The organism is Pigmentiphaga litoralis (genome assembly GCF_014651835.1).
Lineage (GTDB): Bacteria > Pseudomonadota > Gammaproteobacteria > Burkholderiales > Burkholderiaceae_B > Pigmentiphaga > Pigmentiphaga litoralis.
This window is the reverse complement of sequence record NZ_BMXQ01000001.1, coordinates 2446244-2465556: the sequence shown is the minus strand read 5'-3', so window position 1 is coordinate 2465556 and position 19313 is coordinate 2446244. Positions and strand designations below refer to the sequence as shown.

At 64.8% G+C, this 19313-nt stretch carries 18 protein-coding genes and 1 tRNA gene; 12 read left to right on the top strand and 7 right to left on the bottom strand.

The features are described from left to right. Positions 1–39: 39 nt before the first annotated feature. From IE116_RS11125 to IE116_RS11115, 3 genes are all read right to left on the bottom strand, one after another. A complete protein-coding gene (locus tag IE116_RS11125) occupies positions 40–1032 on the bottom strand; it encodes a tripartite tricarboxylate transporter substrate binding protein (protein WP_189612422.1) in 993 nt (330 codons plus the stop codon). A gap of 65 nt (positions 1033–1097) precedes the next feature. After that, complete coding sequence (locus tag IE116_RS11120; protein ID WP_189612421.1) at positions 1098–1943, bottom strand: fumarylacetoacetate hydrolase family protein; 846 nt, start codon at positions 1941–1943, stop codon at positions 1098–1100. A gap of 149 nt (positions 1944–2092) precedes the next feature. Next, complete coding sequence (locus tag IE116_RS11115) at positions 2093–2827, bottom strand: GntR family transcriptional regulator (RefSeq protein WP_189612420.1); 735 nt, start codon at positions 2825–2827, stop codon at positions 2093–2095. Between the two features lie 166 nt (positions 2828–2993). On the opposite strand from IE116_RS11115, the gene IE116_RS11110 reads away from it, so the two are divergent. The 6 genes from IE116_RS11110 to IE116_RS11085 all read left to right on the top strand — a co-directional run bounded on the left by IE116_RS11110 (position 2994) and on the right by IE116_RS11085 (position 9081). After that, a complete protein-coding gene (locus tag IE116_RS11110; RefSeq protein ID WP_189612419.1) occupies positions 2994–3947 on the top strand; it encodes a Bug family tripartite tricarboxylate transporter substrate binding protein in 954 nt (317 codons plus the stop codon). Continuing rightward, positions 3944–4918, top strand: a complete 975-nt coding sequence (locus tag IE116_RS11105; protein WP_189612418.1) for an alpha/beta fold hydrolase — start codon at positions 3944–3946, stop codon at positions 4916–4918. Before IE116_RS11110 ends, IE116_RS11105 begins: the two co-directional genes overlap by 4 nt. A 65-nt stretch (positions 4919–4983) precedes the next feature. After that, positions 4984–5826: an amidohydrolase family protein gene (locus IE116_RS11100; protein ID WP_189612417.1), complete on the top strand. Its 843-nt coding sequence runs from the start codon at positions 4984–4986 to the stop codon at positions 5824–5826. Between the two features lie 104 nt (positions 5827–5930). Continuing rightward, positions 5931–6004, top strand: a tRNA-Gly gene (locus tag IE116_RS11095). A gap of 214 nt (positions 6005–6218) precedes the next feature. Further along, positions 6219–7940, top strand: coding sequence for a tannase/feruloyl esterase family alpha/beta hydrolase (locus IE116_RS11090; protein ID WP_189612416.1), 1722 nt, complete (start codon positions 6219–6221; stop codon positions 7938–7940). Positions 7941–8037: 97 nt separating this feature from the next. Then, positions 8038–9081, top strand: coding sequence for an RNA methyltransferase (locus IE116_RS11085; protein WP_189612415.1), 1044 nt, complete (start codon positions 8038–8040; stop codon positions 9079–9081). 7 nt (positions 9082–9088) lie between these two features. Here the strand turns inward: IE116_RS11085 and IE116_RS11080 are convergent, their stop codons facing one another. Further along, positions 9089–10087 carry a tripartite tricarboxylate transporter substrate binding protein gene (locus IE116_RS11080; protein WP_189612414.1) on the bottom strand — a complete coding sequence of 333 codons (999 nt, stop codon included), beginning with the start codon at positions 10085–10087 and terminating at the stop codon, positions 9089–9091. Positions 10088–10107: 20 nt separating this feature from the next. Between IE116_RS11080 and IE116_RS11075 the strand changes: the two genes are divergently transcribed. Then, positions 10108–11142 (top strand): alpha/beta hydrolase, encoded by a 1035-nt coding sequence (locus IE116_RS11075; RefSeq protein ID WP_229828102.1) that lies wholly within the window; start codon positions 10108–10110, stop codon positions 11140–11142. A gap of 15 nt (positions 11143–11157) precedes the next feature. On the opposite strand, the gene IE116_RS11070 is transcribed toward IE116_RS11075, so the two are convergent. After that, complete coding sequence (locus tag IE116_RS11070) at positions 11158–12369, bottom strand: amidohydrolase family protein (protein ID WP_189612413.1); 1212 nt, start codon at positions 12367–12369, stop codon at positions 11158–11160. On the opposite strand from IE116_RS11070, the gene IE116_RS11065 reads away from it, so the two are divergent. Next, on the top strand, positions 12274–13110 hold the full coding sequence (locus IE116_RS11065; protein ID WP_189612412.1) for a substrate-binding domain-containing protein: 837 nt from the start codon (positions 12274–12276) through the stop codon (positions 13108–13110). The two genes, IE116_RS11070 and IE116_RS11065, sit on opposite strands and share 96 nt — an antisense overlap. 15 nt (positions 13111–13125) lie before the next feature. Here IE116_RS11065 and IE116_RS11060 read toward each other — a convergent pair whose 3' ends face one another. After that, complete coding sequence (locus IE116_RS11060) at positions 13126–14337, bottom strand: MFS transporter (protein WP_189612410.1); 1212 nt, start codon at positions 14335–14337, stop codon at positions 13126–13128. 145 nt (positions 14338–14482) lie between these two features. Between IE116_RS11060 and IE116_RS11055 the strand changes: the two genes are divergently transcribed. Then, the gene (locus IE116_RS11055) at positions 14483–16117 is read left to right on the top strand and encodes a PQQ-dependent sugar dehydrogenase (protein ID WP_189612408.1); all 1635 of its coding nucleotides are present in this window, start codon (positions 14483–14485) and stop codon (positions 16115–16117) included. A 13-nt stretch (positions 16118–16130) separates the two neighbouring features. On the opposite strand, the gene IE116_RS11050 is transcribed toward IE116_RS11055, so the two are convergent. Further along, the gene (locus tag IE116_RS11050) at positions 16131–16673 is read right to left on the bottom strand and encodes an XRE family transcriptional regulator (protein WP_189612406.1); all 543 of its coding nucleotides are present in this window, start codon (positions 16671–16673) and stop codon (positions 16131–16133) included. A gap of 100 nt (positions 16674–16773) precedes the next feature. On the opposite strand from IE116_RS11050, the gene IE116_RS11045 reads away from it, so the two are divergent. From IE116_RS11045 to IE116_RS11035, 3 genes are read left to right on the top strand one after another with little or no spacing between them, the layout of a single operon-like run. Further along, positions 16774–17763 (top strand): Bug family tripartite tricarboxylate transporter substrate binding protein, encoded by a 990-nt coding sequence (locus IE116_RS11045; protein ID WP_189612404.1) that lies wholly within the window; start codon positions 16774–16776, stop codon positions 17761–17763. A gap of 12 nt (positions 17764–17775) precedes the next feature. Further along, positions 17776–18426 (top strand): glutathione S-transferase family protein, encoded by a 651-nt coding sequence (locus IE116_RS11040; RefSeq protein WP_189612403.1) that lies wholly within the window; start codon positions 17776–17778, stop codon positions 18424–18426. Positions 18427–18433: 7 nt separating this feature from the next. Beyond that, entirely contained in the window at positions 18434–19228 is a 795-nt protein-coding gene (locus IE116_RS11035; RefSeq protein WP_189612401.1) for an aldolase, read from the top strand. Positions 19229–19313 lie beyond the last annotated feature (85 nt).

Here is a 19313-nt window from a genome sequence, read left to right as displayed (position 1 = left end):
GGGGTCTCCTGGTTTGAGCGATCGGGGTGGGCGGGTGGATCATTCCGGTTCGACGCGGGCAATGCGCACCAGCTCGGTGTATTTGGCAATGTCGGTGTCGACCAGATGCGGGAACGCATCGGGCGCCAGCGTTGATGGCACCAGCCCCGTCTCCTTGATCGCCTGCATCATCTCGGGGGTCTGCAGCGCCTTGACGACTTCCTGGCGCAGGCGCTGGACGATGGCCGGCGGTGTGTTGGCCGGTGCAAACAGACCATGCCAGCCGGCATCGACGTCGAAGTCCGGCACGCCGGCTTCCTTCAGCGTCGGCACGTCGGGCAGATAGCTGGCGCGCGTGTCGCCGGTGAACGCCAGCGCACGCAGCTTGCCCGCGCGGATCTGCGGCAGGGCGGTGGGCGCCGTCATCAGCATCGCCTGGATTTCGCCGCCCAGCAGTGCCGCGGCAGCCGGGCCGCCGCCCTTGTACGGCACGTGCAGCATCTTCGTGCCGGCGCGCATGTTGAAACGTTCGCCGGCCAGGTGCAGCGTGTTGCCGATCCCCGGCGAGCCATAGGCGATCTTGCTGCCCGGGTCGCGTGCCAGCGCCAGGAACTCCGCCAGCGTCGTGGCGGGAACGCCCGGGTGCACCGCCAGGATCAAGCCTTCGCCCGCGGCCACCTGCGCAATGTCGATGAAGTCGCGTTTGCTGTCGTACGGCAGCTTCTTGTAGATGCTCGGATTGACCGCAAACGACGCCGAGGTCAGCATCAGCGTGTAGCCATCGGGCGCCGCCTTGGCCACCATGTCGGCGCCAATGATGCCGTTGGCGCCCGCGCGGTTGTCCACGATGATCGGCTGACCCAGCTGCTTGCTCAGTTGCTGGCCAAGAATGCGCGCCGTAGTGTCCGGTCCGCCCGCGCCGAAGGGCACGACCAGGCGTATGGGGCGATCCGGCCAGGACTGTGCGAACGCGGTGCGGGCGCCGGGCGCAACTGCCGTGCACACGACGGCGGCAAGCGCGGCCAGGCCCGCCCGGAAGATACGGTTCAACATGCTGTCTCCTTGCCGCCAGCTCGATCGGCGGGCTGCCATCGTTTGCAGTGTTCAGTGCACTGCGTTTATTCGTCGTGGACGGTATTTGCCAGCACGCCGATCCCGCTGACCGCGATCTCCAGCCGGTCGCCCGCCTTCATGAACACGGGCGGCGTACGCCGATGCCCCACGCCCGCGGGCGTCCCCGTCGAAATCGCATCGCCCGGCTGCAACTCGGTAAACGTCGACACGTAATGCACGATCGCCTCTGGCGTCCACATCAGTTGCTCAAAGGTAGTGGACTGCATCAACGATCCGTTCAGCGTCGTCGTCAGGCGCATTGCGCCCGGATCGATGATCGCGTCCGCGCTCACCATCCACGGCCCGAACGCACTGCTCCGGTCAAAGTTCTTGCCCGCCGTCACGCTGTGCTTCTGGTAGTCGCGCACGGATCCGTCCATCAGGATCGAATACCCCGCCACGTGCGACATGGCCTCGGCTTCCGGGATATGGCGCCCCGCCTTGCCGATCACCAGCACGATCTCGCCTTCGAAGTCGAACATGTCCGACACGCGCGGTTTCAGGATCGGCTGCTCGTGGCCGACCAGGGACTGCGGGTGCTTCGTGAACAAGGACGGGAAGTCCTGGCTGGCGCGGCCGGTCTCTTCCAGATGGTCCTTGTAGGCCACGCCCAGCGCGAACACGCGGGCGCCGCTGTCAGGGATCGGCGGCAAAAACACGATCTCGTCGAGCGGGACGTCGGGCCGGGCCTTGGCGCACAGGCAGCGAGCGTCGTGGACCCGATCCTGGCGCAGCAGGTCCGCCAGGCTGCGGCAGGCGCCATCGAATCGCGAAGAAAGGTCAATGAATCCCCCGTCCACGATCGCGCCAAAACACGCGCGGCCGTGCACCTGCACCGAGGCCAGCTTCATGGGTCGTCTCCACTGTGGTCGGCGCGGGGCCGACACCCGGGGTCTATGCGCCGTGAGCCACGAAGGTAGCGCGATGCGCCAGGGGCTTCCAACGATAGTTGGTCATGAGTCCAGCAGGGTGGGTCATGAATGCGGGTGCAATGACCGGTTCAGCGGATCTCGACGCTGTAGTAGAACCGGTCCGCCGGCACGAATGACACGCGCCATTCAACGACCTGTCCGCCATGATCGCGCATCGTGCGCTCGATGCGCATGCAAGGCGTTGCCGGATCGACGCCAAAGATTGCCGCGTCGTCGGCATCCAGTATGCCCATCGACAGCTCGTCGACCGCGCGCGACACCACCACGTCGCAAACCTCGTCATACACGGGATAGAGCAGCGGCGGCGATTCGCGTTTCAGATAGCTTTCGAGCTTGGCAAAGCGCCTGGCGGGCAGCCAGATATGCTCGACCAGAACGACCTCATCGCCGTAAGCGCGGGACCTGTGCAGATACAGCACCTTTTCTGTGGCCGAGCGCAATTGCAGCTTGCCCCGCATCACGTCATCGGCCGCTGTGGTTTCCAGCGTCAGGATGTGAGCCGCGGGCAGTTCCTGCTGCTCGGTGCCGCGAAACCGCACGAAGCGCAGCATGGATGAACGTTCGAACGCTCGCGTCACAAACGTGCCTTTGCCGTGGATGCGTTCCACCACCTTTTCCTGTTCCAGCGCCTGGATGGCCTTGCGCATGGTCCCCACCGAGATCGAAAACTCGGCGGCAAGGCGCTCTTCGCTGGGCAGGGCTTCGCCGGCTTTCCAGACCCGATCCGCAATACGCCGCATCAGTTCATCCCGGACCTGGACATGGCGGGGCAGGCGTTGATCGATGACGGGGGGCTGAGGCATGGCGAGCGTGGTGGGCGTGGTGGTCAATGCGCGAAGAAGCGTCGTCAGTGTACCGGGAAAACCATAGGCAACGCCTTCACATCTTTACACATACACTCCTGTACAGGAGTTAAGGACTCAACCATGAATGGGCCTGGCGCATCGACGCTGCCCGACGGAGACACGCATGCAATGGAAGATCGCGGCCACGCTGGCTGCCGCAGTGGTCGGATGGCACGGCCTGGCAAGCGCACAGGGTAGCTACCCCGACAAGCCGGTGCGCATCGTCGTCCCGTTCGCACCGGGTGGCAGCTTCGACCTGATCGCGCGGGACCTGTCGGCCAAGCTGGCGGCGGCATGGGGACAGGCGGTCATCATCGACAACCGGGGCGGCGCGGGCGGCAATATCGGCGCGCAAGCCGTGATCGGTGCGGCGCCCGACGGCTATACCCTGTTGTTCTGGGGCGATGGCGTGCTGGCCAATCCGCTGCTGTACGACAAGCCGCCCTTCGACGCCATCCGCGACCTGTCGGGCATCGCCCTGGTCGCCACTGCGCCGCAGGTTCTGGTCAGTCGTCCCGGCACGGGGCCGTCCACCATGAAAGACGTGTTGGCCGCGACGCAGCCGCTCAACTATGGCACCGCAGGCAATGGGTCGCCCGGCCATCTGGCTGCGGAACTGATGAAGCGTGAGGGAGCGAAACAACTGACGCACATCCCGTACAAGGGCGGCACACAGGCGTTGACCGACCTGATCGGCGGACAGATCCAGCTCGTCTCGACCGGCCTGCCGGCATGCATCGCCTTCATTCGCAGCGGCCGTCTGCAAGCGGTCGCGGTGTCGTCGAAGACCCGGCTCAAGAACCTGCCGAACGTCCCGGCGGTATCGGAGACCCTTCCCGGGTACGAGGTCGACACGTGGTTCGGCATGATGGCGCCCAAGGCGACGCCGGAAGCGATCCGCAACAAGGTCGCTGCCGATCTGCGCAAGGTCATGGCCGATCCAGAATTACAAAAGAAGCTGATCGATGGCGGCTTCGTGCCGACCATCAGTACACCGACAGAACTGGACGCCAAGATGATCAAAGACCTCGCGTTCTGGCGTGCCCAGGTCGCCAAGTCCGGAGCCCGCGCGGAATGACCACAGATCTTTCTTGCCGCTACGGACCCGTGGCGCCAGTGCGCGCCATGACGATCACCACCACCGACGCCCAACGACTGCACCTGCGCGTACTTCGGGAAGCCGTCGATCCCGCTGCGCCCCCCGTGCTGTTCGTGCATGCATTGGCCATGAACGGCGACATGTGGGCTGGCGTCGCGGATGCGTTGGCCGATGTGTTGGCCGATGCGTTGACATCCCCTGCGGCGACGTCTCGATCGTCATCGTCTGAAGCGTCATCGTTTGAAGCGTCATCGTTTGAGGCGTCGACGCACGCGTTGCCGTCGTCTCTACTTGGCGGCGCGATGATCGCCATGGACTGCCGGGGGCATGGCGCCTCGGATGCGCCTGCGGGCGCCTACACCATCGACCGCTTTGCCCAGGACATCGCCGACGTCGCGACCGCGCTCGGCGCGGGACGTCTGCATCTGGTGGGCTGCTCGATGGGTGGCACGGTGGCATTGGCCTTTGCAGGCGGGCATCCCGACCGTCTCGCCAGCCTGACCGTCATCGACGCGACCGCCTGGTATGGCGCGGATGCGCCAAAGAACTGGGAAGGCCGCGCGCAAGCTGCGCTCAAGGACGGCATGGCATCGCTGGTCGAGTTCCAGCGTGCCCGCTGGTTCAGCCCGCAATTCCTTGCTGACAACAACGACCTGGTCGAGCAGGCCGTCGATGTCTTTACCGCAAACCGCGTGGACGCGTATGCGAGCACCTGCCGCATGCTGGGTGTTGCCGATGCGCGGGCCGGCCTGGGTCGGTATGACGGACCCGCGGCGGTGGTGGTCGGCGAACACGACTACGCCACCCCTGTGTCGATGGCGCAAGACGTCGCGGCGCATCTGCCGAATGCGCGTTTAACAGTAATTTCGGAGACCCGTCACTACACCCCACTGGAGGCGCCACGGCAGGTCGCCGCCTGCATTGCAGAGGTCATGCGACGCGCAGTCTGACGCTGCGGAACGCGTGTCGCCACATTCGTTGACCATCACAACTTTATAAGATCCGGAGACATTTCATGACCATCAATCCGCAACGACGCCAGCTGCTGCTCGGCGCCGGCGCGCTGGCCACCCTGTCGTTGACCGGCTGCGCCGCCCGTCCTCAGCACACTGACATTTTTGATTCGCACTGCCACATCATCGACACGCGATACCCGATCATTCCCAATCAGGGCTACACCCCGCCGTCCTTTCCCTTGGCGGAGTATCAACGCCAGACGCAGCCACTCGGGGTGAGCTCGGGCGCGATCGTGTCCGGGTCCTTTCATGGCAATGACCAGACGTACCTGCGGGCCGTGCTGGCGCAACTCGGCCCGCGCTGGGTCGGCGTCACGCAAGTCGCGCCCAACGTTCCCGATGCCGAAATCGCCAGCCTGTCCGCCATTGGCGTGCGCGCCTTGCGCTTCAACATCTTCCGCGGTCGCGTGGACACGGTGGACGACATCGTCGAACTCGCGACCCGCGCGCACGCGGCGGGCCGCTGGCATGCCGAAATCTATGCCGACGCCGCCGCCCTGCGTGCCCACGTCGCCAAACTGTCGAAGCTGCCGCAGATCGTCATTGACCACCTGGGCATGACCGAAGAAGGACTGCCGGTGGTCTTGGATCTGGTCGATGCCGGCGCACGCATCAAGGCGACCGGCTTTGGCCGCGTCACGATGGACGTGCCCCGTGCGCTAGAACGTATCGCCGCGCGCAATCCGAACGCGCTCATGTTCGGGACCGACCTGCCGTCTACGCGAGCCAAGCGACCGTTCGACGTGGCGGATATCGCATTGGTGCGCAAGGTGCTGGGACCGGAGCTGGCCCGCAAAGCGCTTTGGGACAACGCGGTGGCGCTGTATCGGCCGCGGGTGTAATTTGCCGCGTTGCCGATTCGCGCTTAGAATGCCGTACGGCGTCGCCCCAGGGCGCGCGCCGGTCTTTTGCCCATCCCTGCAGTGCGATACGGATGGCGCGTCATGCGGGTGTAGTTCAATGGTAGAACGGCAGCTTCCCAAGCTGCATACGAGGGTTCGATTCCCTTCACCCGCTCCAGGCACCTCAGCTGAACCTTCCCCCACGTATACCCAGGCACCCTCGCGTCGTCCGGAAGCGTACGGGTTATTCATGATTCTATGTCAGTCATCTTTATATCAAACTGACTTACATATGTGGTGGAGATAGGCGTGTCATCGCATCGGCCTGCACCTCACCTCGATAAAAAATAACAAGCCTGTGTGCAGGCGTATCGCTGAGAGGGGACGGGACAATGAAAAAGACAACGTGGCAGTTGGGGCTGAGGGTATCGGCTGCAACTGCCTTGGCCGGATTGGGCCTGGCCGGCTGCGGGGGGTCCGGAACGGATTCGGAGCCCGTGGCGGTGGCCGGTGAACAGGCGTGCAAGACATCGGCAACGTTGGGCGGCATCGCCAACGCGCCGGTGATCACCGAAGCGTCGTGGGTGCCTGCCAATACGGAAAAGCCGGCCAGCACCGCAACGACGTTCCTGCCGGCGCACTGCGTGGTTCGCGGAGCCATCTCGCCGCGCACCGGCGTGGACGGGATTGCCTACGCGACCAAGTTCGAGCTTCGTTTGCCAGCGAACTGGAACAGGAAGTTTCTGTTCACGGGCGGCAGCGGTCTGGAAGGCACGCTTCCCGCCGCGTACGGCGCCACGGGCGGACCCAGAACGGCACTCGAGCAGGGCTATGCGGTCGTTTCGCAGAACGGCGGACACGACAACGCGGCCATGCCCTTGCCGTACTCGTTCGGCCTCGATTCGGACGCCCGGATCGACTTTGGCTACCGGTCGATTCAGCAGACGGCACAGACCGCGAAGAGCTTCGTTGCGACCTACTATCAGCGGGCGGCCGACAAGTCCTATTTCGACGGCTGCTCGACAGGCGGCCGCCAGGGGATGGCGTTTGCCCAGCGTTTCCCGGAGATGTTCGACGGCATCGTGGCCGGCGCGCCGGTGTTCGATTTTGGCCGTGTCGTCGCGGCGCGACTCTGGGGTTGGCAAAAAGCCGCGGCCCTGGTGACCCGGGAGCCGGGGAGCTATCCCCGCTTCCACGAAGCCATGCCCGAGGCGGATCGTCGTCTCTTCCAGCGCGGACTGCTGGCGGCGTGCGATGCCACCGATGGTGTGGTCGATGGCATGGTCAGCCGTCCGTTGTCTTGCGGCTTCCAACCCGCATCGCTGCAATGCACCGGCGCAAAGACGTCGGAGTGCCTGTCGGCCGATCAGGTGCGCTTGTGGGAAGCCGTCATGAGCGGTCCGGTGGATTCGCAAGGCAAGCCGTTCCAGGTGCCGGGCTATAGCACGAACCGCGAAGTGCCGGTGGCGGGATACCGGGTCGATCCGGCGTGGATGACCTCGTCCGGCCAGGCCGCAAGGATCACGGGGCAGGGTGTCATCCTGGACATTCAATGGAAGCTGAACGTCGATCCCACGCCCTATCTTTTCATGACGCCGCCCGATCCGACCTTCCAGCCGCTGTCGGACATCAATTGGGATACCTGGTCCGAACGCATGACGGTCAATGCGCCGTGGCTGATGTCGAATCCCGATATCGCCAGCTACCGAGACCGGGGTGGCAAGATGATTCTGTATCACGGCAGCGGCGATTCGGGTCCCAACGCCGTCGACACCGCCAATTACTACGATGCCGTCGTGCAGCGCAATGGAAGTTATGAAGCGACGGCGAAGTTCGCCCGCCTGTTCCTTGTGCCAGGCATGGGGCACTGCCAGGGAGGTCCGAGCACGGATACCTTCGATCGTCTTGCGGCGATCGAAAAATGGGTCGAGGGCGGCGTGGCTCCCGACCGCATCATCGCCACGGCGCGAGCCGGCAATGCGGACCTGACCGCCGTCACGCCGGCCATCTCCGCCAGCACCAGCCGTCCGTTGTGCCCCTATCCAAGCTATGCCCATTACAACGGGACGGGGTCGGTGGAGGACGCGGCGAACTTTACGTGCAAGGCGATCTGAGACGCGGGTACCCTTGACGGGGGCGGGTGGTCGGCTGACGTGAGTTCTGGCGTGGCCGGTCATCCGAGCTGTCCGGACCGGGTAAACTCCGCGCTCCATGCGCTTTTCCGACCTCGACCACCGTCTCGCCGCACTCGGCGCCCAGCCTGCCCACCGTGGGCGGATTCTGCGCGTCTGGCTCAGTGGCCAGGCGCTCGATAGTGGAACGCGGAAGGACTTCGAGAACTTCCTGCCCCTCGCGGTGCGTCAAGCCCTGCCCGAGCTGAGCGCGGAGCTGGACGGCCTGGCCCGCATCCAGTCCGCACACCCCGGTAACGACGGCACGCGCCTGCTTGTAGCACTGGCCGACGGGCAGATGGTGGAGAGCGTGCTGCTGCCGCGTGATGCACTGTGCGTCTCGACCCAGGTGGGCTGTGCGGTCGGCTGTCGGTTCTGCATGACGGGCAAGAGCGGCCTGATCCGCCAGGTCAGCAGCATGGAAATTTTGGCCCAGGTCGTGCTGGCGCGGCGCCAGCGCGTGGTCAAGAAAGTCGTCTTCATGGGCATGGGCGAACCGGCGCACAACCTCGACAACGTGCTCGAGGCCATCGACCTGCTCGGCACCCAAGGCAACGTCGGCCACAAGAATCTGGTGTTCTCTACCGTGGGGGACAGGCGTGTGTTCGAGGCGCTGCCCCGGCAACGCGTCAAGCCTGCGCTGGCCCTGTCCCTGCACACGACCAAGGCGGACCTGCGCGAACACTTGTTGCCTCGCGCGCCCAAGATGGCGCCCGACGAACTGATCGAGCTTGGTGAAAAGTATGCTCGTGACACGGGCTATCCGATCCAGTATCAGTGGACGCTGCTCAAGGGAATCAACGATGGCGACGATGAACTCGATGCAATCTTGAGCTTGCTCAAAGGCAAGTATTGCGTGCTCAACGTCATCCCCTTCAACAGTCTTGAGGGCGACGATTACGAGCGGCCGGACGCCGAACGGACTCGCGAGATCGTCCGTTACTTGCACGGCCGCGGCTTGTTGACCAAGGTCAGGAACAGCGCCGGGCAGGACGTGGATGGCGGATGCGGGCAGCTGCGCTCGCGTGCCATCGGAACAGAGCAGGTCATCGAACTGCGCCGCTCGCGCACTGCGGCGCACTGACTCGAGGTCAATCGGCCTTGATGTTCCCGTCCTTGACGACCTTGCCCCACAAGGTCATTTCCTTCTGCAGATACGCCGCCATGTCCTGCGGCGTCGAGTCCACGATCTGCACACCTTCTTCCGCGAATCCTGCTTTCAACGCCGGGTCACGCAAGACCTTCACCAACTCCTTGTTGAGTGTGTCGAGCGTGGCTGGCGGCGTGCCCGCAGGCGCGGCGTAGCCCCACCACGCCGTCGCGTCATAGCCGGGGTAGCCGGCTTCAGCGATGGTCGGCACATCGGGCAAGGCCGCAATGCGCTGCGTGCCGGTCACGGCCAGCGGACGGGCGCGCCCGGATTTGATGTACGAGACCGCAGCCGTGTAGGACGTGAACGTGAACTGCACTTGCCCGCTGACCATGTCGGTCATGGCCTGCGCCGCGCCTTTGTACGGCACATGCAGCACGTCGATCCCCGCCATGCTTTTCAGCAACTCGCCCATCAGGTGCGCGCTGGCGCCGTTGCCCGTGGATGAATACGACAGCGTTCCGGGCTTGGCTTTGGCCAGCGCGACGAGTTCGGGCAGCGTCTTGGCCGGCACGGACGCATTGGCCAGCAGGATCAATGGCGCGGATGCCGCCAGGGTGATGAAGTCGAAGCTTTTGGTGCTGTCGTAGGGCAGCTTCACCAGGCTCGGGTTGACCGCGTGGGCGGACGACACCTGCAGCAAGGTGTAGCCGTCGGCCGGCGCCTTGGCGACGAAGTCCGTGCCTATGGTCGCACCGCCGCCCGGGCGGTTTTCCACGACGACGGGTTGCTTGATGTTTTCGGACAGCTTCTGGCCGATGCGCCGTGCCAGGGTGTCGTTGATCGCACCGGGTGTGAACGGCACGATGATCCGGATGGCTTGCGAAGGGAAGGGTTTCGAATCCGGTGCTGCCTGCGCTGCAACGTGTCCCGATCCAGCCATCAGGCTGCCGATCACACATGCCGCGCCAGTGAGCTGCCAACGTCCGTTCTTGTTCATGCCGTCTCCCGCTGTCTTTATTGTTGTCACGTCTGCGCGTGTGGGGACAGTCTAGGAGCGGTGGCCTGGTCGGGATACGGCGCGGTGAACATAGCTGGTTTGCGAACAGCGCCGCCTTCCACATCGGGGGAGAGCAGTTCGTGGTCGCGGGCGAACCGATCAAGGAAGTCAAATTCACGGCGGGGGGTGTGCCGCTCAAGATCGATCCGAATGGTACGTATATGGTCGGGCAGATGTATGTGCAGTACTTCATTCCACAGGCGCCGAAAGGCAGCGTGCCGCTGTTGATGTGGCACGGTGGCGGGCTGTCCGGGGTCACATACGAGACGACGCCCGACGGCCGCCAGGGCTGGTTGAACGACTTCCTGCGCCGCGGCTGGCCGGTCTACAACTCCGACGCAGTGGAACGCGGCCGGTCAGGCTGGCCTGCGACGGCCAAGCCGGTGTGGGAAGGCGAGCCGGTGCTGGTGACGGCGGCGAACGCCTATGAACGTTTCCGGATCGGCGGTCCGGACTCGTGGAGCGATGATGCGTCCAGGCGCAAGTTGCTGCCCGGCAGTCAGTTCCCGGCCGAACAGATCCAGCAGTTCGCACGGCAGTTCGTGCCGCGCTGGACGACCACGGATGTGCCGACGCTCAAGGCCTACCTGGAACTCGTCGACAAGGTGTGCCCATGCGTGTTGCTGGTGCACAGTCAGGCGGGCAAGTTCGGCATGCAGGCTGCGCAGCTGCGCCCCGAAAAGATCCGCGCCGTTGTTGCAGTCGAACCGGCGGAAGTCGGCGACATGGACAAGGTCGCCGCGTTGAAGAATGTGCCGCTGATGATGGTCTATGGCGATTACATCGAACAGGATCTGCGCTGGCCAAAGATCCGCGCGAACGGCGCGAAGTTTGCCGAGGCAGTCCGGCAGGCCGGCGGCCAGGTTGACGAAGTGGACCTGCCCAAGATCGGCATCAAGGGCAATTCGCATATGGTCATGATGGACAAGAACAATCTGGAAGTGTCTGCCGTCATCAACGATTGGCTGGCCAAGCGAGGCCTGTACAAGCCGTAATCTGCCAGGCCGGCGTCAACACGGGTGGGGCATCTCCAGGCCATAGAGCTCCGCCGTGTTCTCCCACAGAATCCTTCGCGCCAGCCATTCGGTCTGCTGCGCGTTCCACACCTTGCGTTGATACCCCTGATCGAGCACGACGTTCAGTGAGTCGCGTGCGTAGTGCGCGGCGGCCACATGGAACTCGGGCGCAGCCGTGTCGGTGCCGAACAGCAGCTTGTTGGCCGGCAGGATTTCCATCCATTCGGACAGCTTCTGCCGCAGGTAAAAGTGGTGCAGGTAGGGCATCCACGAGAAGTCCAGATAGACGTTGCCGTAGGTCTGCACCAGCGCGGCGCAGTCGCTGGAAAAGGGATAGCCGCCATGCAGCAAAGTGATCTTGAGCCGGTTCAAGGATCGGGTGTTCAGGAATCCTTCCAACAGAAACGGGGCAGTGTTGGCCATCAGCATGCCGGGCTCCGGGTGCCCCATGCCCACATGCACTTGCAGGGGCAGGCCACGATCGCACGCATATTGCGCGGCGCGCCGGGCCAGGAAGTTTTCCAACGCGCGTCGATCGCCTGAGCGGCCTGCGGCAAACGACTCGTACGCCGCCTGGGCGTATGCCTGTCCCGCCGGTCCGAAGTCGATGGGTCGCACATAGGCCGACGCCAGTTTCAACGCGACCGCGCCTTCGCGTACCCGCCGGTCCAGCGATGCATCCACGAACTGCAGATACGCATCGAAGCTGGAAGGAGGCGTGTCCATGCCATAGTGCTTCAGCTCGCTTCGCAGCACGTTGCCAAAGGTGGTGTGGAAGCGCTGGTATTCGGTGCCGCGCAGGGTCGTGTCGGTGCCGTGGAACGGGTACAGGTAGGCGTCGACACGGATGGCTTGCCGGTACCGTTCCGGGTTCCACGTCGTGCGATCCAGATAGGGCACGTCGGTCAGGATGATCGGGGTGTTCGCCAGGTCGGCGGCGGCGTCATACGAGAACGACGGGCTGCGCGCACCCCATTCCTGCGCGGTGCGCATCTGCGTGTCCCAGTCGGCTTCCGGCCCGTACAGGCGGCGGCATCCTTCGCGCAGTGCGGTCGCAAAAAAAGTCGTTGAGCGAAACAACAATCCCTTGTTCAGCAGGGTCTGCGTGCCATGGTCGGCTTCCAGCCGCGCCAGCGCTTGCGCATCGCCTTTGTTGCGTGCGGCAATGAACGCGTCATAGACCTCGGCCGGCACGTTGGCTTCCATGTGCGCGGTCGCGAAGTGCTCTTCGATCTGCCGCACGGTGCGGAAGACCCGCAGCGCGAGACCCAGGTGATTCGCGGCATTCTTGGACGCCGGCCGGCGGGCATCGTATTGACGGGTGGCGAGCACACCGATGAGACCGTCCGCCTTATCCAGCAGTCGGGCGTGCCGGTGGTGGAGACGTGGCTATCAAGCGCGCCCAGCATCGACATGGCCGTCGGCTTCTCGCTGTTTGACGCCGCGTATGACATGACTCGCCTGGTCATCGACAAGGGGCTGCGTCACATTGGCTGGGCGGGGCACAACCTGCCCGACAGCCAACGCTATCTGCAGCGCCAGCAAGGCTTCCAGAGAGCGATGGAGGAGGCGGGTCTGCGCGCCGACCTGATTCATCTATCGGCGGAAGCCGAAGGTTTTGCCGGCGGGCGCCTGGCCATCGAGGCCTTGCTGAAGAAGGAACGGCGCCTGCAGGCCTTGTGCTGCGTCACGGATGTGGTCGCCGCAGGTGCGCTGTTCGAATGCGCGCGGCGTGGGTGGAAGGTGCCCGGCCGGTTCGCGGTGGCAGGCTATGGCGACTACCAGATCGCGGCCGAGGTGCCGCCGGGACTTACCTCGGTCAAGACCAACGGCGCGGGCATCGGCCAGGCGGCGGGCGAACTGCTGGTGCAGAAGATCGAGACGGGGCAGGTCGAGGATCGCGTGCGGCGCGTGCCCTACGAGATCATCGTGCGCGGCAGCGTCTGAATCTCCAAGCGTGGTTCAACGCCCATCCCTCGGCAGGAACACCAGCACCAGCAGCGAGCTCAAGCCCGCGCAAAGAAACGCCAGGTCATAGCGCCCGCTCGACGCAATGGCAATGGCGAAGGCCGACGGGGCGACGATGTTGACCAGCGTCACCAGGATCGACGACCCTGCGGCGGTTTCCGATACCAGATCGGGCGGCGAGCGGCGAGCCACCTCGGCGATCTGCACCCCGTTCCAGCTTGCGGCCGTGCAGCCCGCGACAAAGGCCAGCAGGATCAGCGTCCACAGCGGCCAGTCGGCCTGGGTAAAGCCGAGCAGGGCGGTGGTGCCCGCCGAAAAGACGGCGGCAAGCGACAGCGTCGCGGTGGCCGATTGCAGGCGGTCCGATATCCAGCCCAAGGCAATACGTCCCAGCACACCGCCCAGTTGCATCACCGCAAAGATGGCGCCGGCCAGGCTCAGCGAAAAGTTGAGACTGTCAACGAGATAGATGACGGTGAATGCGAACCAGCAGCTTTGCGCGACGGCGAACAGGCTGCCGACGATGGAGATGTTGAGCAGGCCCCGGTTGTGTCCCAGGGAAGCCAGGGGCACGGCAAGCGAGCGCAGCGACTGCAGGCTGACGGCGTACCACGCCCGGCCCGGAACGCCGGGCCGTGGTTCGTCGATGGCGTTGCTCAGGCGCCAGGTGATCGCGGTGGGCAGGAGCACGATCACGGCGCAGGCGCACAAGGCAATCCGCCAACCGGCCAGGGCGATGATGCCGGGGATCAGCAGGCCGGCGAGAATGCCGCCCAGGGGCACGCCAGCCTGCTTGATCGAGAACATCAGGTTGCGTTTGCCCGGGGGCGAGTAGCGCTGAAGGACTTCGCTCCCGGCCGGGTTGGCCGCGCCGTTGCTCATGCCCATGGCGATACAGGCGACCAGCGCGACATGGACGCTCGGATACACGAACAGCGCCATGCAGGCCGCGCCCATGATCAAGGTCAGCTGCAGCGTGCGCGTGCCGCCCAGCCGCCGCAGCAGCGCGGCGCCGGCCACCAGCATGACGAGGCCGCCAAGGGCGTTGCCGGCGGTCAGGTAGCCGATCGAGCTGCCGCTCCAGCCGAACTCGGCGGAGATCGCGGGAACGATGATGGGAATGAGGCGCGACAGGAAGGCCGCGATGGTCTGGAGGGCGAAGATTGCTGCCACAGGCACGAGCCAGGTAGGAGCGTTGCGTTTCATGAGGCCTGGAAATGGACGCCGGGGGGGCGGTCGATAAGCGGTGCAGTGTACTGAGGGTTGACACTCAGTACACTGCACCATAACGGAAAGCGGCATGTTACCCGTCCGCCGCATCGTCCGTTTCTGCTCCGGAGTCTTTTCTTAAATGAATCACGTTTTGCCGCGCCTTGTCGCGTTCATCCTGGCTGCCGTTGTGACGGGCGGGCTGGCCAGCATCGTGCAGACCCAGTTCAACCTGGCGTCGCTGGTGGCGTTCGGTGCGCCGGTGACCCCGACCTTGCGCGCCCTGACGACGTTCGAAGACCTGGGGCGGTTCGGGCCGGTGATGGCGGGCATTGCGGCGGTGGCGCTGCTCCCGGCGTTCATCATTGCGCACGTGGTCAGCCGCGTCGTGCACGCGGCTTGGCACAAGGCCTTGCTGATGCTCGCGGGTGTCTGCGGGATGGCCGTCGCGTTCTGGTTGATGGCGTCGGTGATTCCCATGCCGCCGCTGTCGGCGATCCGTCGCCTGCCCGGGTTCGTGTCCATGTCCTTGACCGGACTGGTCGGCGGAGCGGTCTACGCGGCCGCGTTGGCGACGAGCCACCGACGGATGCATCCTGGGCAGAGCCGCCTGCGCAGGGTGGCGACGGCGGTCGCGATCACGTTGGTGCCGGTCATTGCCTTTGTCTTCATGGCCCCGCCAAGGGGCGCCGAGCCGGTTTTTGCCGATCCTTCCACCTACCGTGTACTGACGGTCGCCACAGGCCTTGAACGGCCGTGGTCGGTGGCCTTCCTTCCCGATGGCCGGACCCTGGTGACTGAAATGCGGGGACGCCTGCGCGTGGTGCGCGGCGATGGCACGATGTCGGACATCGCGCTGGACGGCATGCCGGCAGGCTTTCATGAGGGCGGCGTTGCCGGGCTGATGGAAGTGATGTCCGACCCGGACTTTGCGCAGAACCGGTGGCTATACCTGACCTTGAGCTACGGTGCGGCCGGGGCCAATGGCACCCGGCTGGTCCGGGGCACGTTGAACGGCGACCGCGTCCAGGACGTACGCATCCTGTTCGACGGCACACGCAAGACCCGCGCCGGCAACAACGGCGGCCGCATGGCTTTCCTTGGCGATGGCACGCTAGTGTTGACCGTGGGCGATGGCAATCTGCAACGCGAAGCGGCGCAAACCACTAGCGACCATCTGGGCACCGTCATTCGGATCGACAAGGACGGCCGCGCGCCTGCCGATAACCCCTTCGTACAGGTGCCCGGCGCCTTGCCCGAGATCTACAGTCTGGGGCACCGCAACGCGCAAGGCATCGCGGTGGACCCTGAGACAGGGGACCTGCTTGTCTCGGAACATGGGCCGCGCGGCGGTGATGAAATCAACCGGATCGTTGCGGGCGGCAACTATGGCTGGCCGATCGTGACGGGCGGCATCGACTACCCCTATCCGAAGGTGTCGCCGTTCAAACGCCTGGAAGGCTATCGGGATGCCGACCTTGAATGGACGCCGTCGATTGCGCCAGCGGGGTTGGCCGTCTACCGCGGCGCGCTGTTCCCCGAGTGGCGCGGCGATCTGCTCGTGCCGGCCCTGAAGGAACGATCGGTGCGCCGGGTCATCCGCAAGGACGGCCGGATCATCGGGCAGGAATTGCTGTTGGCGGACCTGAAGCTGCGCATGCGCGACGTCAAGGTCGCGCCCGACGGATCGGTCTATGTGCTGACCGATGGCGCCGATGCAAAGCTGCTGCGGCTGGTACCGCCAACGGCAGCCCTTGCCGAATCGTCGGCGCGCTAGCGCCCAGGTTCGCTCAGGCCCCTTCTGCAATCACCAGCAGCACCGACGCCGGGGCCTTGCCGAGCGACGTGATCTTGTGCGGAATGCTCGAGTTGAAGTGCACGCTGTCGCCCGCCTTCAGGATCTCGGTGCGCCGCGCCAGCTGCAGTGTGATGCTGCCCTTGAGCACGTACAAGATTTCTTCCCCCTGATGGTGGCTCATCGGGTGGTTGCGGGTCGGCTCGTCGGTCGGACTGACTACAAAGGCAACCATCTTGTGGCCGGGCAGGGTGCCTGACACGAGCCGCGGGTTGCGGGCAGTCCCGGCGGCCGCGGTCGCCGATGACGCAGGCGGCGCGCGGTGGATCACGACCGGGTCATCTTCGTGGGACTCCGAAAACAGGGCCTCGACCTGGACGCCCAGCACCTTGGCGATCCGCAGGGCGGCGCCGATCGACGGCGTCGACACGCCGCGTTCCAGCTTCGACACATAGCTGCGCGTCAGCTCGGTCTGTTGCGCCAGGTCCTCCAGGGTCAAGCCGGCCTGCACGCGCAACAACTTCAATTTCAAAGACATCTATTTCCTAAATGACACTTGTGTCCTACACTAAACACGGGTTCTGGACGTTGATCGAAGTTGGAGCCGGCTCGCGGCCGCTCCGTCACCGGGGATAGGTATGACGCTCACCAAGCGCTGTCTTGCAGCAGTTTTCATTGCCTTATGTAGCACCGCAGCGGGCGTGGTGCAAACCGCGGCAGCCGCGGACGCCAATTATCCGAACAAGCCAATACGGCTGATCATTCCCTTTGGCGCAGGCGGCATCACCGACGTGGCCGGTCGCATGATTGGCCAATACCTGGGCGAAGCCTTGTCGCAGCAAGTCATCATCGACAACCGGCCCGGCGCGGGCGGGTCGATCGCCGCGCAGGCGCTGGTGGGGGCCAAGCCCGACGGCTATACGCTGTTGCTTGGGACGGTCGGAACGCAGGTCGTCAACAAGATGCTCTACAGCAAGCTCAGCTACGATCCTGCGGCCATGACGCCGGTCTCCCTGGTCAGCAATTCGCCCTATGTGATCGCCATCAATGGCATCGACGGGGTCGACGATCTGCAGGGCCTGGTGCGCCATGCCAAGGCCAACCCGGGCCGCCTCAACTTCGGATCGGCCGGTAACGGCAGTTCGCCACACCTGGGCATCGAGCTGTTCAAGCTGGCCACGCAGACCGACATCGTGCACGTGCCGTTCAAGAGTGGCGCCGAGGCCGTCAACGCCGCGGTGGGCGGACAGGTCAACATCGTCATCGACGCGCTTCCGGTGATCGACCCGCAGGCCAAGGCGCAGCGGCTCAAGATCCTGGCGATTGCCGCCGCCGAGCGCAGCCCGGCCGCGCCCAGCCTGAAGACCAGCGTCGAACAGGGCCTGCCGCAGTTCCAGATCGGATCGTGGAATGCCCTGGTGGCGCCCAAGGGCACACCGGATGCGGTCGTTGAGATTCTCAACAAGGCGCTGGCGCAGGCCTTGAAGCGTCCCGAACTCATGGCGCGCCTGACCGACATGGGCATCGAGACCTTGCCGACGGGCGTGGCCGCCTATCAGCAGCATGTGGCCAGCGAAACCGCGAAGTGGACGAAAGTCATCCAGACCGCGGGCACCCGGCTCGACTAAGGAGCGATCACCATGCTGCTCTATGACACCCTGCGTTCAGGCAACGCGTGGAAGGTCAGGCTGATGGCAAGCCTGCTTGGCGTGCCGCTCGACCGCCGCACGCTGTCGATCGATCGTGGCGATCTGGCTACGCCGTCCTTCCTGGCGGTGGCGCCGCTCGGCCATGTGCCGGTGCTGCAATTGCCCGACGGCTCGCACCTGGCCGAATCGCTTGCGATCCTCCACTATCTGGCGCAGGGCAGCCGGTGGTGGCCCGATGCCCTGGCCGCGCAATCGTCGGTGCTGACCTGGCTGTCGTTCGAGCAGGATCGCCACATGAAACCGCTGGCACAATTACGGCTGCGGCTGGCCTTGCATCCGGGTGGCGATCCGCAGGGCGCAACCTGCGTCGCGCATGCCGGGGCGGCGCGTGCCGCCCTTGGCGTGCTCGACAGTCAGCTGGCGCGCCAGGGCAGGAATGCCTGGGTGGCGACGCCCGACCACCCGAGCATTGCCGACGTCGCCCTCTACCCCTACACCTGCATGGCGCCCATGGGCGGCATCGCACTGACCGACTATCCGGCAATCCGGGACTGGCTGGAACGAATGGAACACCTGCCCGGCTATCAGGCGCTGTTTCCGGGCCAGCCCGAGCGCAATCTTTCCACACAAGAACAACCTTAGGGACATCATGAACCGAACCGATACCTTCGAGCTCGACAAGGCGACGCTGGTGGCCGAGTCCACTGACCAACTCAACCAGCAGTTCCAGGACAGCCGCTTCTCGCTGCGGCAAAAGCTGGCGCTGACGTGCCGCATCCTGTTCGACAACGGTCACGACTCGGGGCTGGCCGGGCAGATCACCGCGCGCACCGGTACGCCGGGCCAATTCTTCACGCAGCAGCTTGGCTTGGGCTTCGATGAGATTGCGGACAGCAATCTGTTGCTGGTCGACGAAGACCTGAACGTGCTGGAAGGCGACGGCATTCCCAATCCCGCGAACCGTTTCCATTCGTGGGTGTATCGCGCCCGGCCCGACGTCAATTGCATCATCCACACGCACGCGGTCTATGCCGCCGCGCTGGGCATGCTCGAGCAGCCACTGGTCATCTCCCACATGGACAACTGCGTGCTGTATGACGACGTCGCATTCGTTGGCAAGTGGCCCGGCATTCCAGTGGGCAACGAAGAAGGCGAGTTCATTTCCGCCGCGTTGGGCGACAAGCATGCCTTGCTGTTGTCGCACCACGGCCTGCTCATTGCTGGCTCAACCGTGGAAGAAGCCTGCGTGCTGGCAATCGCTTTCGAGCGCGCCGCGCGCATGCAGTTGCTGGCCATGAATGTGGGCGAGATCCAGCCGATCGACCCCGCGCTGGGCCGCGAGGCGCACGATTGGGTACTGCGCCCCAAGCGCAATACCATTGCCTTCGAGTATTACGCGCGCCGCTCGCTCAAGGATCCGCGCAACGCCGACTGCATGCGCTAGGCAGCGGCTGACAGGTATCGGAGTCGCACTGAAGTACACCGATACAACAGGTACACATCCATGACGCATCCGGCGTGTTGCATTG

What these genes read in the sequence shown, in the direction of transcription:
- IE116_RS11105 (WP_189612418.1), top strand. Translation starts at nt 3,944, where the DNA reads ATGACCACAGATCTTTCTTGCCGCTACGGACCCGTGGCGCCAGTGCGC.
- IE116_RS11070 (WP_189612413.1), bottom strand. Translation starts at nt 12,369, where the DNA reads ATGGAAGCCAACGTGCCGGCCGAGGTCTATGACGCGTTCATTGCCGCA.
- IE116_RS11125 (WP_189612422.1), bottom strand. Translation starts at nt 1,032, where the DNA reads ATGTTGAACCGTATCTTCCGGGCGGGCCTGGCCGCGCTTGCCGCCGTC.
- IE116_RS11080 (WP_189612414.1), bottom strand. Translation starts at nt 10,087, where the DNA reads ATGAACAAGAACGGACGTTGGCAGCTCACTGGCGCGGCATGTGTGATC.
- IE116_RS11110 (WP_189612419.1), top strand. Translation starts at nt 2,994, where the DNA reads ATGCAATGGAAGATCGCGGCCACGCTGGCTGCCGCAGTGGTCGGATGG.
- IE116_RS11060 (WP_189612410.1), bottom strand. Translation starts at nt 14,337, where the DNA reads ATGAAACGCAACGCTCCTACCTGGCTCGTGCCTGTGGCAGCAATCTTC.
- IE116_RS11050 (WP_189612406.1), bottom strand. Translation starts at nt 16,673, where the DNA reads ATGTCTTTGAAATTGAAGTTGTTGCGCGTGCAGGCCGGCTTGACCCTG.
- IE116_RS11090 (WP_189612416.1), top strand. Translation starts at nt 6,219, where the DNA reads ATGAAAAAGACAACGTGGCAGTTGGGGCTGAGGGTATCGGCTGCAACT.
- IE116_RS11115 (WP_189612420.1), bottom strand. Translation starts at nt 2,827, where the DNA reads ATGCCTCAGCCCCCCGTCATCGATCAACGCCTGCCCCGCCATGTCCAG.
- IE116_RS11035 (WP_189612401.1), top strand. Translation starts at nt 18,434, where the DNA reads ATGAACCGAACCGATACCTTCGAGCTCGACAAGGCGACGCTGGTGGCC.
- IE116_RS11045 (WP_189612404.1), top strand. Translation starts at nt 16,774, where the DNA reads ATGACGCTCACCAAGCGCTGTCTTGCAGCAGTTTTCATTGCCTTATGT.
- IE116_RS11120 (WP_189612421.1), bottom strand. Translation starts at nt 1,943, where the DNA reads ATGAAGCTGGCCTCGGTGCAGGTGCACGGCCGCGCGTGTTTTGGCGCG.
- IE116_RS11085 (WP_189612415.1), top strand. Translation starts at nt 8,038, where the DNA reads ATGCGCTTTTCCGACCTCGACCACCGTCTCGCCGCACTCGGCGCCCAG.
- IE116_RS11100 (WP_189612417.1), top strand. Translation starts at nt 4,984, where the DNA reads ATGACCATCAATCCGCAACGACGCCAGCTGCTGCTCGGCGCCGGCGCG.
- IE116_RS11055 (WP_189612408.1), top strand. Translation starts at nt 14,483, where the DNA reads ATGAATCACGTTTTGCCGCGCCTTGTCGCGTTCATCCTGGCTGCCGTT.
- IE116_RS11065 (WP_189612412.1), top strand. Translation starts at nt 12,274, where the DNA reads ATGGTCGGCTTCCAGCCGCGCCAGCGCTTGCGCATCGCCTTTGTTGCG.
- IE116_RS11040 (WP_189612403.1), top strand. Translation starts at nt 17,776, where the DNA reads ATGCTGCTCTATGACACCCTGCGTTCAGGCAACGCGTGGAAGGTCAGG.